Source organism: Bradyrhizobium sp. BR 1432 (assembly GCF_051547705.1).
In the GTDB taxonomy this organism is placed as follows: domain Bacteria; phylum Pseudomonadota; class Alphaproteobacteria; order Rhizobiales; family Xanthobacteraceae; genus Bradyrhizobium; species Bradyrhizobium zhanjiangense.
Window position 1 is genome coordinate 198,251 of the sequence record NZ_JBPUGF010000003.1, and the last position, 14,907, is coordinate 213,157.

At 58.0% G+C, this 14,907-nt stretch carries 8 protein-coding genes and 4 pseudogenes; 5 read left to right on the forward strand and 7 right to left on the reverse strand.

What is annotated here, in order from left to right:
* Positions 1 to 116: 116 nt before the first annotated feature.
* Together ACSKB8_RS01165 and ACSKB8_RS01170 are read right to left on the reverse strand one after the other, a co-directional pair.
* Positions 117 to 1,130, reverse strand: a complete 1,014-nt coding sequence (locus ACSKB8_RS01165) for a CoA transferase (RefSeq protein WP_438101937.1) — start codon at positions 1,128 to 1,130, stop codon at positions 117 to 119.
* A gap of 86 nt (positions 1,131 to 1,216) precedes the next feature.
* Positions 1,217 to 2,855, reverse strand: a pseudogene (locus ACSKB8_RS01170) (flavin-containing monooxygenase).
* A gap of 557 nt (positions 2,856 to 3,412) precedes the next feature.
* Here ACSKB8_RS01170 and ACSKB8_RS01175 point away from each other — a divergent pair.
* Positions 3,413 to 4,126: a methyltransferase gene (locus ACSKB8_RS01175; RefSeq protein ID WP_438101939.1), complete on the forward strand. Its 714-nt coding sequence runs from the start codon at positions 3,413 to 3,415 to the stop codon at positions 4,124 to 4,126.
* Positions 4,127 to 4,419: 293 nt separating this feature from the next.
* Here ACSKB8_RS01175 and ACSKB8_RS01180 read toward each other — a convergent pair whose 3' ends face one another.
* Complete coding sequence (locus tag ACSKB8_RS01180) at positions 4,420 to 4,602, reverse strand: hypothetical protein (RefSeq protein WP_438101941.1); 183 nt, start codon at positions 4,600 to 4,602, stop codon at positions 4,420 to 4,422.
* Positions 4,599 to 5,608, reverse strand: a pseudogene (locus tag ACSKB8_RS01185) (MFS transporter). Before ACSKB8_RS01185 ends, ACSKB8_RS01180 begins: the two are co-directional and overlap by 4 nt.
* Before the next feature lie 494 nt (positions 5,609 to 6,102).
* Here ACSKB8_RS01185 and ACSKB8_RS01190 point away from each other — a divergent pair.
* A pseudogene (locus tag ACSKB8_RS01190) lies at positions 6,103 to 6,730 on the forward strand (FMN-binding negative transcriptional regulator).
* 642 nt (positions 6,731 to 7,372) lie between these two features.
* Here ACSKB8_RS01190 and ACSKB8_RS01195 read toward each other — a convergent pair.
* The 3 genes from ACSKB8_RS01195 to ACSKB8_RS01205 are packed head-to-tail and all read right to left on the reverse strand — an operon-like array spanning position 7,373 to position 12,385.
* Complete coding sequence (locus ACSKB8_RS01195) at positions 7,373 to 7,759, reverse strand: Ulp1 family isopeptidase (protein ID WP_438101943.1); 387 nt, start codon at positions 7,757 to 7,759, stop codon at positions 7,373 to 7,375.
* On the reverse strand, positions 7,728 to 10,688 hold the full coding sequence (locus tag ACSKB8_RS01200; RefSeq protein WP_438101945.1) for a hypothetical protein: 2,961 nt from the start codon (positions 10,686 to 10,688) through the stop codon (positions 7,728 to 7,730). Before ACSKB8_RS01200 ends, ACSKB8_RS01195 begins: the two co-directional genes overlap by 32 nt.
* Positions 10,685 to 12,385, reverse strand: a complete 1,701-nt coding sequence (locus ACSKB8_RS01205; RefSeq protein ID WP_438101947.1) for a hypothetical protein — start codon at positions 12,383 to 12,385, stop codon at positions 10,685 to 10,687. Before ACSKB8_RS01205 ends, ACSKB8_RS01200 begins: the two co-directional genes overlap by 4 nt.
* A 531-nt stretch (positions 12,386 to 12,916) precedes the next feature.
* Between ACSKB8_RS01205 and ACSKB8_RS01210 the strand changes: the two genes are divergently transcribed.
* From ACSKB8_RS01210 to ACSKB8_RS01220, 3 genes and pseudogenes are all read left to right on the forward strand, one after another.
* Complete coding sequence (locus tag ACSKB8_RS01210) at positions 12,917 to 13,099, forward strand: hypothetical protein (protein WP_438101949.1); 183 nt, start codon at positions 12,917 to 12,919, stop codon at positions 13,097 to 13,099.
* A gap of 670 nt (positions 13,100 to 13,769) precedes the next feature.
* Positions 13,770 to 14,414 (forward strand): ABC transporter substrate-binding protein, encoded by a 645-nt coding sequence (locus ACSKB8_RS01215; RefSeq protein WP_438101950.1) that lies wholly within the window; start codon positions 13,770 to 13,772, stop codon positions 14,412 to 14,414.
* A gap of 64 nt (positions 14,415 to 14,478) precedes the next feature.
* Positions 14,479 to 14,904 (forward strand): annotated as a pseudogene (locus tag ACSKB8_RS01220) (ABC transporter substrate-binding protein); the annotation flags it as partial.
* Between the last annotated feature and the right edge of the window lie 3 nt (positions 14,905 to 14,907).

Sequence of the window (14,907 nt, forward strand, 5' to 3'; positions counted from 1 at the left end):
GCTTTGGGATATACGCGACAGGTTGCTGCTCGCCGGGAGCTGGAACCCTGCCCCTCGACGCGGGGGCGTCAATGTCAGCCGCTGTGTCGACCCTACCGTCATGCCCTCTTCTTGGCCTAGGACGACAGGCACGATTGCGCCGCGCTCCCTTTTTCTTTGTCGAGGAGCAGATCGGATATGTCGGGTACTGGTACAATCGGGATCTTCCGCTTCAGTCCCTCCGCAAACCACTCCTGCGCTGTCCGCGTCTTCAGCCGTGGCATGAATTGTCGCTCGATCTCCTCGATGTGCTGCAGACGCTCTTCACCGAGGGACAAAGCCGGACTATCGCGGAGTTCGAACAGCCCGAGCATATCGCAGAATGCGCGCCATTGTGCTGGCGTGAACGTGGTAACGCCGACCCAGCCGCTTTTGGTGTCGTAAATGCCGCCCGGAAAAACCGGCCAGAAGCGGTTAATGCCAATCCGGCGCATGACCTCACCACGCGCCGAAGCCTCGAACATGAGATATTCGCTGATAGCGAGGCTCGATTCGAAGATACTGACCGACCACGACCGTCCTGACTGACCCTCCATTTGTGCCACCGCCGAAGAAGCCACCGCGATGAAACCCCACAGACCAGCGAGGATACCGGTTTGGAAATCGGGCGCGTGCAGCGGCGGGCCCTCGGCCGGTCCAACAAGTTTGATAAGCCCGGCGAGCGCGCGGATGGTCGCATCGGTTGCGGCGAATCCTGCATAAGGACCCTCGCGGCCGAACCAGCTTGCTTCGAGGTGGATCAATCTGGATCGCCGCTGGCGGATCGCGACGATATCGATGGAGGGGCAATTCGTCGGATCAATGTCCCTACCGTCAATCAGAATATCGCAGTTCTCGATCATCGCAGTCAACTGCGTGACCGCGTCCGGAGCAGCTGGGTCAATGATCGTGCTTGACTTGTTGAAGTTCAGGAAAGCGAACCAAGCGCTCTGGCCCATTGGAGTGAGCGGCGCGCAGCGCCGAATTGGATCGCCCGCTGGCGGTTCGACCTTCTGAACATCCGCGCCGAAGTCGGCAAACAATCGCGCGCAATAGCTGGTTGCCGCCGAGCTACCAATTTCGACGACCCGCAGATCCGACAGCACTCCCATCGTGGCTCCATCTTTACAGTCAAAGGTCTTCAATCGGGAATTTTGACTGTCACAATTGCTCCCGCCGGATTCGGTCTAAGCAGGAACTAGTGTGTGGCAAAGCCTCGATAGTCGCTTGCGGCCACTTCGTCGCACTTTTTCCGATAGCTGCCTACGCCACCTGTGTAGGAGAGTACTCGCCGCGGCTTCCCTTCAACGTTTGATCCCACGTACCAGGAATTCGTCTTTGCGATCAGCATTGCGTTGGCGAGCTCATCGTGATGCGCCACCCATTGATCTTCCAACTCTTTGGAGGGCTCGATCACGTTGAAGTTTTTGTCACGGAGATAGCTGATGCATCCGGTTATCCACTCGACCTGCTGCTGCAAGCAGGTGGTCCCGTTGCAAAGCGCGGCGACGGGGGCAAGCGGTGCCGCGGTCGTGAAGAGATTGGGATAACCGTGCACCTGCAACCCCATGGTGGTCCGGATGTCTCCGCCAATCCTCCTTCAGCGATCGTCCACCGCGACCGCGGATGTCGATGCGGGTTAAAGCGCCCGTTCCTGCGTCAAATCCTGTTGCCAGGATAATGACATCGAGCGCGTGAACTGTGCCGTCGGCGGTCTGAATGCCTTCGGCCGTGATGCGCTCGATTGCGTTCGTCTTAACGCTGACAATTTCCACATTTGCTCGATGAAACGCCTCGAGGAAATTCTGCTCCAAGGGGACTCGATGGGTGCCGAATCCGTAATCGCTCGGGATCAAGAGGTCGCACAGTTTTGGATCCCTGAGCCGCTCGCGCATTTTAGCGCGCACGAACTCGGAGATCTCAGCGTTCACGGCTTCATCGACGAACAGTTCGGCGAAGGACGATACCCACAACTTTATAGAACCATCTTTCCAGCAGTCTTCAATCACCTTGCGGCGCTGTTGCGCTGACAAATCAGCCCAGGCGTACTCAACATCAAATTCGAAGCCCGTGAACGTGTGTGGCAGCCGTTCGGTAAGATCTTTGAACTTTGACTTATAGGCTTCGACGTCGGCGGCCGTGTACTTGGGATTCTTCATGGGGATGATGTATTGGGGCGTGCGAACGAACACCTTGAGGTGGTCAACTTCTTCCGCGATCGTTTGGATTACCTGAATCCCCGTCGCCCCGATGCCAACCACACCGACACGTTTGCCCTCAAACTCAACCCGCTGCCGGGGCCATCGCGCTGTATGGAACACCTGCCCCTTAAATGTCTCCTGCCCAGGGAAGGACACATGGGGGGCCGAAAGCATACCGCAGCATGTGACGAGAAAGTGGGTATCGATCACATCACCTTTGTCGGTCGCGACTTCCCATCGCTCCGTCGCTTCGTTGAAATGACAGCTCTGGACTCTCGTGCCGAACTGAATGTCCTTGCGCAGATCAAGCTGGTCCGCCACGTAATTCAGCCAACCTTCGATTTCGGGCTGGCTCGGAAACCTTTCGCTCCAGCTCCATCCCTTGTAGAGGGCTTCGGAAAAAATGTAATGGTAGACGTAGCCCTCAGAATCGACACGCGCACCAGGATAGCGGTTCCAATACCAAGTACCGCCGACGCCCGAGGCCGCGTCGATCGCCTTGACGTTCAGCCCGAGCTGTCGTAGCCGATACAATTGATAGAGGCCGGCGATGCCGGCTCCGATTACGAGGGCATCGACTTTCGCAGTCGCATGCCTGCCATTAACAACATTGGCCCTGTTCGTGGTCTGGCTCATTTCTCCTCCCGGCTGTTCTTGCGAGCTGGCGAGGAGAACAGCAAGGATCGTACCAGTTGGCGGGCCGCCATAGTCAAGCGGAAACACACCGCCTAGAAAGTCGCGACGACTGCAGTCGTCTTATGAGCTTTGAAGCAATTGCGACATATGTCTGCAGTATCACACCGCCCTCCGGCGTTGGAAGACGTGCAGGCGTATGAGATTCGTCAAGTCAATACGCATGGCTCTTCTACATTTTTCCTCATCACTGAAGAGCTTCCGACTATCCGATTGACCGCCGCTACTCCGAACCGCGCGCGAGCAAGTTTGCGAACGGTCAACTACCAACACTAGCAATTGATCTAAATGACAGACACGTGTCACCTGATTGCTTGCTGAACGTCGGATTAGAGCTTTCCGACATGCAGCAATAAGGTCATTCGGGGATACGAAATCGTTCTGAGAAGGACTTGCGGCAATGCATTCGTCTACTCCGACGTCACGCGCCCAAAGATCTGAAGCCGCACCTATCCCCTCTCCGGATATTGCTCAAATCATCAAGTGGCGCGACAGCTCCTATGCCGCAGATCTATTTATCGCCGCAGTCTCATGGCTTGATCTCTTTACTTACCTGGATGGCGGTAACCGAAGAGGAACTGCGAGTTCACTTCTCTCTTCGCGCGCGGCCAACACGGACCATGGTTCGAACTCTTCGAATCATGGGGCCTCATCTCCAAGCAATCTGGCCGGCTACACGCAACCGCAACAGCCCTTCAGTATCTGAGCGGCAATTCCGGGACAACATCGCGTCCTACATTGCAACGATGAAATATAAGCCTTCCGTTCGGGAACTGTATGAGATCCTGCGACAGGATGGCTCTGATACCTGGCACATTGAGCGCGGCGTCACCAAGTCTTGGGACGCCTTGATGCAGACGGATGCGTTCGCAGATCTCAACACACGCGGGATGGAGGAACGCGGACGGATCTTTGCTCCGCACCTCGCAACGCTGCTTGATTGCACGAACGATACCCACGTACTCGATGTAGGTGGGGGATCTGGTGTGTACTCCGCGCATTTGTTGATGCGCTATACGTCACTCTCGGCAACAATATTTGAGCGCCCTCCCGTCGATCAACTTGCACGGACGTGTCTGAAAAATCGTAATTTGTACCCGGGTCGCGCCAATGTCATAGCTGGCGACATGTTCGTTGATCCCCTGCCTGCGGATGCTAGCGTCCACCTCTATTCGCACGTGCTGAAGACGTACTCGCTTCCATGGTCAGTCTAGGCTTTCCTGCTCCGCTTCGAGCCGGCGGAATGCGCTGTGCCCATGTAGAAGTTCGAAAGTCCATGTCACTTCCAGACCGGTGAAGATCCAATCGAGGCGATCGCTTCGAGCAGAATTCAGAGAATCTGCGAGTTCGTCTCCAGTCTCAACGGAGCGCCTCGAAAGGTAGAAATGGTGGTCGCGCTTTGAGACAACCTGAAATGACACATCAGAAATCCAGAGCAGGTTTCGGGGTGACGATTCCATCGTGTGCAATCCCTTCTCAGTCCAAGGACGGCAACAGCTCGAATGACTCACGCCGCCGTCGCAACTTCCGCAGGTGACCGGTCACGCATGAAGATAATAGCGAGCCCGACGCCGATGATGCCAATCAGAATGGCCCCCACAGCCAGTGATGTGACCCCGCTAATTTCGATGAGGAGTCCGCCGATAAAAGCGCCAATCGCGACGCCCGCGAAGGTAATGGAGCTGTTCATGCCAGTACCAGCTTCGATCTATCCCCCGCCAGACCGAGAAGACGGTGTTGGATGGGAACGAGATACATATAGCTCACGTTGCCCGAAAGAAAGGCGATGAGCACGGTGACGGCGCCATCGTGTCCGTACGCAACCAAACCAACGAGCAGAATTAGTTGTGCGCCTACGGCCGCGATCAGGACTTTGAAAGGGCCGAAGCGGTCGGTCAGAACGCCGCAGGCTGCGTTTCCCGTCACGGCTCCCAAACCGTACGCAAAGAGCGCAGCCGAGAGCAGTGGCACTCCGGCAAGCAGGGAACCGGTGATGAAGACGCTCACATAGGAGTAAATGATGAACTCGGAAACGACCACGAATAGCGTCACGGAAAGGATGCCGTAGATGATCTTTGGGAAGCCTTTCGTGGTCGGGCCGTTTCCGCGGTCCGGCGCCTCGGCAGGAATACCAAACATCATGGGGGCGACGATTAGCAATGCGGCAAGCCCGACAATGACGACAAAACCGAATGCGAAGCGCCAGCCGATAACATCTGCAATCCAACTAGTCGCGGGAGCGCCGGCAACCTGCGAAACGGTCATGCCGCCGAAGATGAGGGACAAAGCGAAACCCTTGCGGGCTGGGGCAGGAGTTCGGCCGCCAGTGCGGTGGCCGCCGGGGTGAACATCGCCGCGCCGTAGGCCGAAATGACGCGACCCGCGGCAAGAATGAGAAAATTGGGAGCGATCGCGCAGATCAGGTTGCCGATGATGAAAATTAAAACGGACAGGATCTGGACATTGCGGCGGCTTATTGCCTTGAACATCCACGCATTCAGCGGCGCGAAGGCTGCGTAGCAGAGGGCGTAGATGGAGATGATCCAGCCCGCGGCACCAATTGAAATCGAGAGGTCACGAGAGATCACATCGAGCGCGCCGATGATGACAAAAGTATCCAACCCAATCGCGAACGCAGCGATGGTAAGGGCGGCAAGGATGAGCTTCGTTCGTGCGTCGGAAGCGGACGAGGTCATGACAGTGCTCGTTCATGTTATTGTGATGTGTTCAAGGCAGCACGTAATGCAATTCAGGATAGAGGCTTGCGATAATCGTACCGGAATAACGGGGGACGGGGTCCGTACTAGCAGCCAGGTTGTCACATCTCGGCAATCTCTTGCATGATCTCGAACTTGTCGGGATGTGGAGCGCCGATCTGCTGTCAGCAACGCCCGCGTCATACATGCCTTCGAGCAATTTTTGTGCCGCAAATTTCGAGAGGAGGCGCTGATCCGAATTGCCCAATCGAAAGGCTTAGGCACCTACGCTCCGCCCTGTACGACTACCGCCGACACAGCCGCTTCATCCGTCCGGACGCGGCCGGCCGCGTCATGGGCTACTCGGCCCTGGATGCGCAGCAGATTGATCGCGGTGGACGTGATCGCTGGCAAACTGGACCGGTAAAATCGACACAAGCTGGCCGTTTCAAGCAGGCCAGATTCTCACTATCTTTCTAAAACGGAGACACGCGATGTATATTCCCCCCGCCTTCAAGGACGACGTCGAGAGCATCCGGAACACTATCCGTAGTGCCCGCTTGGTCAACTTGGTCACAGCTACCGCCGACGGACCGGTGGCTACGCCTCTTCCGCTCTTTCTTGAGGAGAGCGAGGGCGACCACGGCACGCTGTACGGACACCTCGCTAAGGCTAACCTGCAGTGGCGTCTGTCGCCGCTCGGCGAGGCCCTCGCAATTTTCGCGGGCCCTGATGCCTACGTGACGCCATCCTGGTACGCGACCAAGCAGGAGACCAATAAGGTCGTGCCGACGTGGAACTACGTCGCCGTCCATGCCTACGGGCCTGTCGAGTTCTTTCAGGAGCCGGAGCGCCTGCTGGATGTTGTGACGCGCCTGACCAACAAACATGAGGGTGCACGCCTCAAGCCGTGGGCTGTCTCGGATGCACCCGCGGACTTCATCGCATCCGAGTTGCGCGGCATCGTGGGGATCCGGATGCCAGTCACTCGCTTCGAAGGCAAACGCAAGATGAATCGAGAACCGGCCGGAGGCGGATCGTGTCGGCGTCGCTACGGGCCTCGCTGCGAGCGAGAACCCTCGGGATCGCGAGGTCGCTGCTCTCATTCCGCTACCAGTGTAAACGTCCGCTACAGGATGACGTTTCTTGCCTGAATCGGGGTTCCCAGAGGAGACAATCTCATCCGTGGCCAGCATCGATGACGCGACCCTACTCGACATGCGTGAACGCCCTCTGGCGAGGGCTCACGCGGGTGGGACGGTTCGTTCAATTACAGACGTGCTTCAGACCAGCCCTTCCTGTGTGACGAAATGGAAGCTGAACTGAGATCGGCTGGCGCCGAGCTACTGCCGGTGCGGGTGTATGGAAAAGCGCACGCGTCCGCACCGGGCTGGGGGGAGCCCCTCAAGAACATCGAGAACCTTCGCAGCCAATGGGAACACTACAGTCGACACCCATCACCAACCCCGCTCAGTCGCGAGATTCTATACTTGAAGACCTCCGAGTGATCGAGGATGGACTGGAGCAGCTCCGGCCGCCCCGGTACGGCTGAGGCGGTGATCAAGTGACCCGCACGTTAACGCTAGGGTGCCTGCTTTCTGCAAGGCAATGCTCTCCAACACGCTGGGTGTGTCAGGAGCAGCTCGAAGAGAGGACTTGCTGTCGAGGCCAAGTCCTTGAAGGAAAATCTGGTATGTCCGCCTGGTGAAAAGGGTAAGTATTCGTCCTCACATTGCGAGTTGTTGGGAGTGTCCATCAACGTGGTCAGCCCCTAAGACGGTTTTGCAGTGCCCGCCGGCTCGCGACGAGGTTGTCGAGGTTTAGCTGCTCTGGCCGTTGTCCTTGCGACAATTGGCTAACCAGCTCTCGCGTGCCATCCACCACGTAGACGCCGCAATCATAACTGTTCTGCTGCTGGGCCATGGGGCGTCGCTCAAGGCGGGCATCTAGCACTTCTGCGAGCTTTGCTGCATGGGTGTGATTGCGTCCCTCGGCGGAGTCGTAATGATAGGCAACCGGCCCTTCCGGCGCGTCGCGATCAAGGAGCAGCAGGGACCAATGGCGGCCGCCATCGTCCTCGTCATCGTTCACCGGCAGAAACAGGAAGCGGGCCGTATCGTTACCATCCTGGTCGTTGACGATCCCATGCAAGTTTTCCAGGAGGACGTCCTCGTTCAGAAGTCCTGCGCAGCACATGTGCTGTTGCAGGCTCCACGAGGCGAGTCCGGGCCGCCAGATCCGGATTGTCCTTCTGCAAGTCCCGTAACAGGAGTGCGTAATCCGCCGCGATATGCTCATCGCCCAGCCATTCCATGTCGTCGAGCAACTGCCCGCTAGGTCCGTGGATCGAGGCTGTCGGAACCCAAGTCCCGAGTAGAGCATCGGACGGTGTGCGCGGAAACGGATAGTGAGCATCGTCACGCAGCTCGTACGGTGTCGACGGCGACTGAGCCGCGACAGGCAATGATGGCTCGGCTTCCCCGGCCGGCCACATACTCCAATCAAAGTCAGACGGTATCTGTAGCGACCACGTTGAGGTGGACCCGGCAGGTTCCTGCCGTAGAGCTTGTTCTACCTCCTGCGTGCGTTCAGGGGTAGTCACGCCGTACGATGGGCCGCCTTCCTCTATCCTCCAAAGCAGATCCTGATCGTCACCTTCCGGAGGGAGCTCCTCTGGCCAATTGTGTTCCAGAGCGAGACCATCAACGTTCCTCCGGCGGACTGTGATCGACGCTATTCCGCGCTCAGACCGGAAGTCCCGGAGACGATCTAGAGCCGTAGGAACGGTTCGCCTCTTTCGATCTTTTTCGAAGGCCTCGGCATCGCGGTCGAGCGAGCCATCGTTGAGCCGAGCAGCGATCCCCGACCTGTGGTTTGCAAACAGCCACTGGCTGAATCTGCGAAGAGGACGAACATATTGGGTTTTGGCAGTGATCGCCTCGTACCCCGCGCCGATCAGTGCGGGCTCGAGACCTGCAATAAGGGACGCGTCCGCAGAGTATAAGGGAGCGGGCATGCGTTTGCTCGCTCCGTCCCGGAGATCAGCCAGCGCCGCATTGACAGCTCTATAACCGCCGGCTTCTCGATAGAGGTTGGCATCTTGATCCAGTTCATTGACTGACGTGTCGTTAAGTTGGGCAGCAATGCTGCGTTTCTTGTTCTGACGAAGGTAGCGACTGAAATGAATGAGAAGACTCGCATAAGACTTAGCTCTGCCCGAAGTGCCCTCAATCGCAGCTTGTATTTTGTAGTTTTTGATGAGGTTCACGTCGTCGGGATAGGCAGACTCGTCTCCTGCGGCCGTCACAACTTGGCTGGCCGAGTGGGAGGTCGTGGCAAGACTTTGCGGACTTAAGATCTTCCGCCTCTTCGCCGGCGTGAAATCCACTGTTCGACGTTCATAGTTGATCATCACCCCGTCGCCTGGCGGAAGGTTGCTTGTATCTAGCGCATGCAATAGCTCGTGGGAGTCCTGACGGTGCTCATGCCGCCAGCTCTGAGAGAGGACGGCGTCGCCAGGGCCGTGAGCCTGGTACCCGCTCGCAGCGGGCTCGAGAGACATCCGGTCGTTATCCTCCGCCGGCGGCATTCCTTGCTCAGGAATACCCTGGTCATCCTCCCCCGGAGGGAGCTCCTCCGGCCAGTTGAAAGGCCTTTGCGACGCGCCGTGCTGTGCAGCGGTCTCCGCCGCAACCTGACCTCGCAATGTGATTGGAGCGATTCCGCCGGCCGATTTGAACGCCCGGAGGTGGTTTAGTGCCAGACCGGCGAAGTACCCACCGCACTTCTCGGCATCCCGGTCCAGCGATTTGCTCTCAAGCCGAGCATTTATTGCTGATTTCTCGTTGACCAAGAGCCAACGGCTCAGCCTGCGCAGAGCCCGTACATTCTCGATTGCGGTACTCTCCTGATAACCTGCCGACATCATCGCTTCCTTAAACCCCGAGATGAAAGACGCATCCTCAGGATAGATCGACCGCGTGCTCGGCCGTCGGCCCACGCGCAACTGGCGACGAGACTCCGCTTTCATGTTGGCAGGAAGCTCGACTGCCCCGCCTACCGCATGCGACGAGCTCGTGTATCCATATCCGCCTGCGTGCATCGTGGGCTGCGCCTCCTGCCAGGCCGGCTCCACTTCATCCGTGAAAGCCGGTGGCGCGCGACCGCCTAAGTTATCGCTCCCGCCGAGCTGGCGCTCAGCGGGAACTGCTTGCGAATCGTCTGAAGCACCCGTCCTCTCTGCTAGCGTTAACGCCGCTGTGACTTGCGTATCTCGCTCGTCGTTGATGACGACCTCTTCGCGTGATGGCTCCTCAAGTTCAATCGCCCGGGCGCCTGCCGGCGATTCTCGCAGGTGAGACAGTGCGGTACCGATCCTCCGATTGCTGCCGGCCTCCTTCCTGTAAGCCGTGACATCTTCATCCAGCGATTTATTGGAGAGCCGAGCAGCAAATCCCGGCTTGTTGCTCGTGCGGAGGTACTCACTGAATTCGCTAAGAGCGGTTGCGTATTGGCTCTTGGTTTTGCGATTCTTGGTGGCGGTTGCTTTGTACTCTTCAATGAGCGCCGCATCATTGTCGTAGGGATTGAGTTTTGTGCGGCTTGCGATTGGCGGGCCCCCGCTTTCCGACTGTGAGGCTCGGAGATGATCTAATGCCTTAAGGATGGACCGGTTCGGAGTCTTGTCGAATGCCTTGGTATCTTCATCCAGCGACTTGTGGTTAAGCCGAGCAGAAATTTCCGGCTTGTTGTTCTTAAGGAGCCAACGTCCCAATCTGAGAAGAGCGTTTACATTATCGGTGATGGTGCGCGGCTTGAAGCGGCGCTTGATGAGTGCTGGCTTTAGTCCAGCGATAAGGGATGCGTCCCGGGAATAGAGGGGGTCTCCGATGAGACCGACGAAAGCCCAAGGCGACTGGCCTGACTGCAGCGGGGACGCGCCGGGCACTGATCGGTCTTCGTGCGACGTGGGGGTGTATTCGCCCCCTCTCGCCTGCGCGATGGGCTGCCTCTCCGGTACTGAGGCAGCGAGTTGCGCGGTTGGCTCAAGCGCCGACGATGAGCCGGCTTCGTCCATCATCTCGGAAGCCAAATTCTGGTCGTACCCGTCCGCGGGAGGACCTCGGCCAAGCTCACAGCTCCCAGCGAGGCGCTGTGGTGCGAAGCATCATCTCCGACGTGTCCCGGCTCTGTCAGGACCACGCCGGGATCAGGACCGGGGGGAAACTGGCGCTCGAGCTCCATCGCCCTGACGCCTGCCGGCGACTTTAGAAAATGAGCCAGTGCGGTACGAATCTTCCGCTTACCACCGGAGTCCTTATAGCCCTCGACATCCCTATCCAATTCATGCAGCGACCTGCCGGAAAGCTGAGCGGCGATGCCCGGCCTGTTTTTGTTACGCAGATAGTTGCTGAAATCGGCAAGAAGGGGTGCGTAGCTCTTCGCGGTATCTTGAGTGATCCCTTCCGCAGGCGCTTTTTTGTACTCGTTCACGAGGGCCGCGTCTTCGGGATAGGGATTCAGGACGCGTTTCACACGCGGCGGAGCTACGTCCGCCGACCGGGGAGCCCTCAGAAGAGCTAAGGCCGTAACGACGGATGAGGAGCCACAGCTTCTTTCGAACTCTTCGACATCCCGACTGAGCGAGTTGTCGTGCAACCGAGCAGCAATACCCGGCTTATCGCTTGCAAAGAGCCAGCGAGCTAAGTTGAGCAACGGCTCTCCATTGGACCCAACGACGGTCTCCTCGAGGCCGAGGATAAGGGATGCGTCATCGGAATAGAGAGGGAGCGGGCCGCCATCGACGTAAACTCCAGCTGACCGAGCCGACTGTGCTAGCGAAACGCCAAGCATCGTTCCGCCGTCTTTATCATACGGAGTTGGCGAGTGGTCCTGCACGCTCTGCTGCACGATGAGCGGATCCCCCGCGGGCGATGCGCCCACTTGGGTACTCGACTGGAAAGGTGACGAGGGGTCGGCTTCGTCCATCGACTCCAAAGGAAGGTCCTCATCGTGACCTTCCGCACGAAGGACCTCTGGCCAGCTGCTAGCTCCCTCCGACAAGCTGTGCTGCGTAGCGGCGTCCCCAATGAACGTCGGCTCCGCCAGGACCGCGTCTTCAGAACATGGAGCGGGCGGAACATGGCGCTCCACTTCAATCGCTTGTGCGCCCGCTTGCGATTTTCGCAGACGACCTAATGCGGACACGATCTTCGGATCATATCCGGGCCTTTTCTTATAATCGTCGACATCATTGTCTAGCGACTTGTCGGAAAGCCGACCAGCAATGTTCGGCTTGTTCTTTTCGCGTAGGTAGTCACTGAACCTGGTCAGAGCAGTCGCGTTGTTTTGGCCGGTACCGGTTCGTGTTTCGTTTTTGTACTGCCTGATGAGAGCCGCGTCCTCTGGATGAGGAGTTAACTTAACGGCGCCCGCAATCGGCACGACTCCGCCCGCGGACTCGGAGGTGCGAAGATGATCTAGTGCCTTACGGACCTTCTTGGTACCGCCCTTTTTTATGAACTCCTCGACATCAGCCGCCAGCGACTGGTCATCAAGCCGAGCAGCAATAGCCCCCTTCCTGTTTTCAAAGAGCCAGCGGTCGAGAGTGAGAAGATTACTTACATTGTTCCCTGCGGTGCGCTTCGCAGCGTTTCCTTTGATGAGGGCAAGCTCAAGCCTCGAAATAATGAGCGCATCTTGGGAATAAACGGGGCGATTGCTGTGACCGACCAAAACCCCATTTGACTGAATCGGCTGCGCCGAGCCCCCCAGCATCGCCCCACCACCTCTACTGTGCGGCGCTGGCGCATCTACTGGCCCACTCCCTTGCGTGACGGCCTGAGGCTCCGATGCCGATCCCTCCAGTTGATCGCTGAGCGGCTGCATCAGCACGCGACCGCCTGAATTGCCGATTTCGCTCAGCTGATGCTCAAAGGCCGCCGAGTCTGCGGACGGAGCCTGTGAGCTCTCTTGCGGGTCGGCGCTGCCCGATTGTTGACGCAGCCGGTTGGTTGATCGGAGCTCCATTCGTTCTCACTTTCGGAATATAGGCCAACTGAAGCCTGTGATTTGGCCGGGAATTGAGTTGGCAGCATCAGAGCCCAATACGCAGTGAACGTCCCAACATGCCGTATCCAAGCACCCCAACCGCGCTCCATGTTCTTTCCTTGCGATCGGCAGCTATGACCGCCTCTGGAGACCCAGCTATGGGTGATAGCTGTCGAGAACCTGACGACGACGCTATTCCGAGTTCCGCCAGGGGCAAGATGCGTGCGTCTTCTGTTGGGGGTCAGCAGGTCACGCCAGATGCGGCATGCACCGTGGGTGCAGTCGCTGGCGCGGAAGCTTGCCTTGATCTTGCTCCCGAGCCCCTCGTCGCTGCAGGTCCTGACGCTGGTCGAGCTGATGGCAACAGCAGCCATCCCGCATATCACGATGCAGCGTTATGGAGTTCAGGTGGCGCGGAAGCGCTCAATCCTGCTGGTCTGATGACAGCAAAGTCGCGGTATGGTTCACGTCGTAAAGGAAAAAAATCGTCTCCGGCGAAATGCGCTCGACAGCACGGCATGCAAGCGCATTGCCTCTAAAAATTGTTCCTGGCCTGTTGGCGCCGGAGTCGGAAGGCTGAAGGCAGCTACATTGATCGAGCTGTCCACTGGAGCTGGGCCGTAAGCCGGATACTAGGCCGATCCTGAACTCGATGCGCCGGCAAGGTCACTGCGACGGCAGCGTACTTGGCTGATGAACATTTTCGTCTGTCGCATAGAGTTTTGGCAAGTCCTTCCAGAATCCCGATGTATTCTAACCGGCAACTCGCCCATACCATCCTCTTCTACCGCGCGACATTGCAAACGCCATCTGCGCCAGAGGAGCGCATTTACTCTTCCTGCCGCCCTACAGTGCCGACCCTAATGCGATCGAGCAGGTATCGCCAGCTCAAGGGATGCGAGCCGCCCCACACGCATGTCCAAGCAATTTGACGCAAGGTCGGCGAACTCCTCGACATCCAAAGACGAATGCGCGAACTATCCAAAAAGCTCAGGATATGTTCATATCCCTCTAAGGGCGAACACTATTCCCTTGATTTTCTAGCGCAGCGCTCTGCGCGGCATCCATCGCCGGCTCATTTTCCGGCCGCGCGATCGCCGCATCTGACACTGTGGCGATCGCCTCCCTGCACGATTTGTCGGGAGCGCTGGATATCTATGGCGTCCCTTCTAATTTGTGCATGAAGGTGGTGGCCGTCGAGGAGATCAATGCCGCCGGCGGCCTGCTCGGCAAAAAAGTCGAACTCAAGGTCTATGACGGCCAGTCCGACATCAACAAATATCCGCAATATGCGCAGAAGGCGGCATTGAACGACAAGGTCGTCATGGTGCAAGGCGCGCTTAGCGGGGCCGCGCGCGAGGCCACACGCCCCGTCTTACGCAAGTACAAGATACCGTTCATTTACGGCTCGTTCTACGAAGGCGGGCTTTGCGAGAAGAACACGTTCTGTGTCAACACGGGGGGCAACCAGCAGGTGGTGCCGCTGCTCGAATGGTCATTCAAAAATCTCGGCAAGAAGCTCTACTACATCGCGTCAGACTATAACGCGCCACGCAATTTCGGCATCTGGAACCACGTGATGGCCAAGCGCGAAGGCGGCCAAGTGCTAGCAGATGATTACTACCCGCTGGATGTCACGGATTTCACCGCGGCCATCGCCAAAATCCAGGCCGCAAAGCCGGATATCGCCATTCCTGTCTCGTTGGCGGCCCTGCCATGGCGTTCTACCGGCAGCGGGCAGCGGCCGGAATGCTGACCAAGATCCCGATCATCTCGATCGTGTTTGCCGCCGGCAATGAGCACGAGTCCTTGCTCCGGAAGAAACTGACGGGGTGATCGTCGCCTACAATTACTTCCAGGAGCTCGACACGCCCAAGAACAAGGAATTTCTGGCCAAGGTCGAAGCCGTAGCCGGCAAGAGCCACCCCTACATCAACGGTGAAGTCTTTGGCGGCTACAGCGGCGTCATGCTTTGGGCTGAAGCCGTCAAACGTGCCGGCGGCTTCGAGCGGGAGCCGGTTCTGGCGGCTCTCGAAAGCGGCATCCGGTGGGAAGGCCCGGCCGGAGTGATGACCACGAATGGCCCTACCCACAACACGACTCAGGACGTTCACATCATCAGAGTCAAGAACCGTGTCTGGAGCCTGATCGAGAAGAAGGAGCAGATTCCGCCGGACACGTATGGCGGCAAGTGCAACGTCTTCACCAATCCCAATCAGACCGATTTTCTGATGCCGCAGATCTAGGTG

Coding starts and splice junctions, on each gene's coding strand:
- ACSKB8_RS01175 (WP_438101939.1), top strand. CDS start 3,413: ATGCCGCAGATCTATTTATCGCCGCAGTCTCATGGCTTGATCTCTTTA.
- ACSKB8_RS01205 (WP_438101947.1), bottom strand. CDS start 12,385: ATGCTGGGGGGCTCGGCGCAGCCGATTCAGTCAAATGGGGTTTTGGTC.
- ACSKB8_RS01200 (WP_438101945.1), bottom strand. CDS start 10,688: ATGATGGACGAAGCCGGCTCATCGTCGGCGCTTGAGCCAACCGCGCAA.
- ACSKB8_RS01180 (WP_438101941.1), bottom strand. CDS start 4,602: ATGAACAGCTCCATTACCTTCGCGGGCGTCGCGATTGGCGCTTTTATC.
- ACSKB8_RS01210 (WP_438101949.1), top strand. CDS start 12,917: ATGCGGCATGCACCGTGGGTGCAGTCGCTGGCGCGGAAGCTTGCCTTG.
- ACSKB8_RS01165 (WP_438101937.1), bottom strand. CDS start 1,130: ATGGGAGTGCTGTCGGATCTGCGGGTCGTCGAAATTGGTAGCTCGGCG.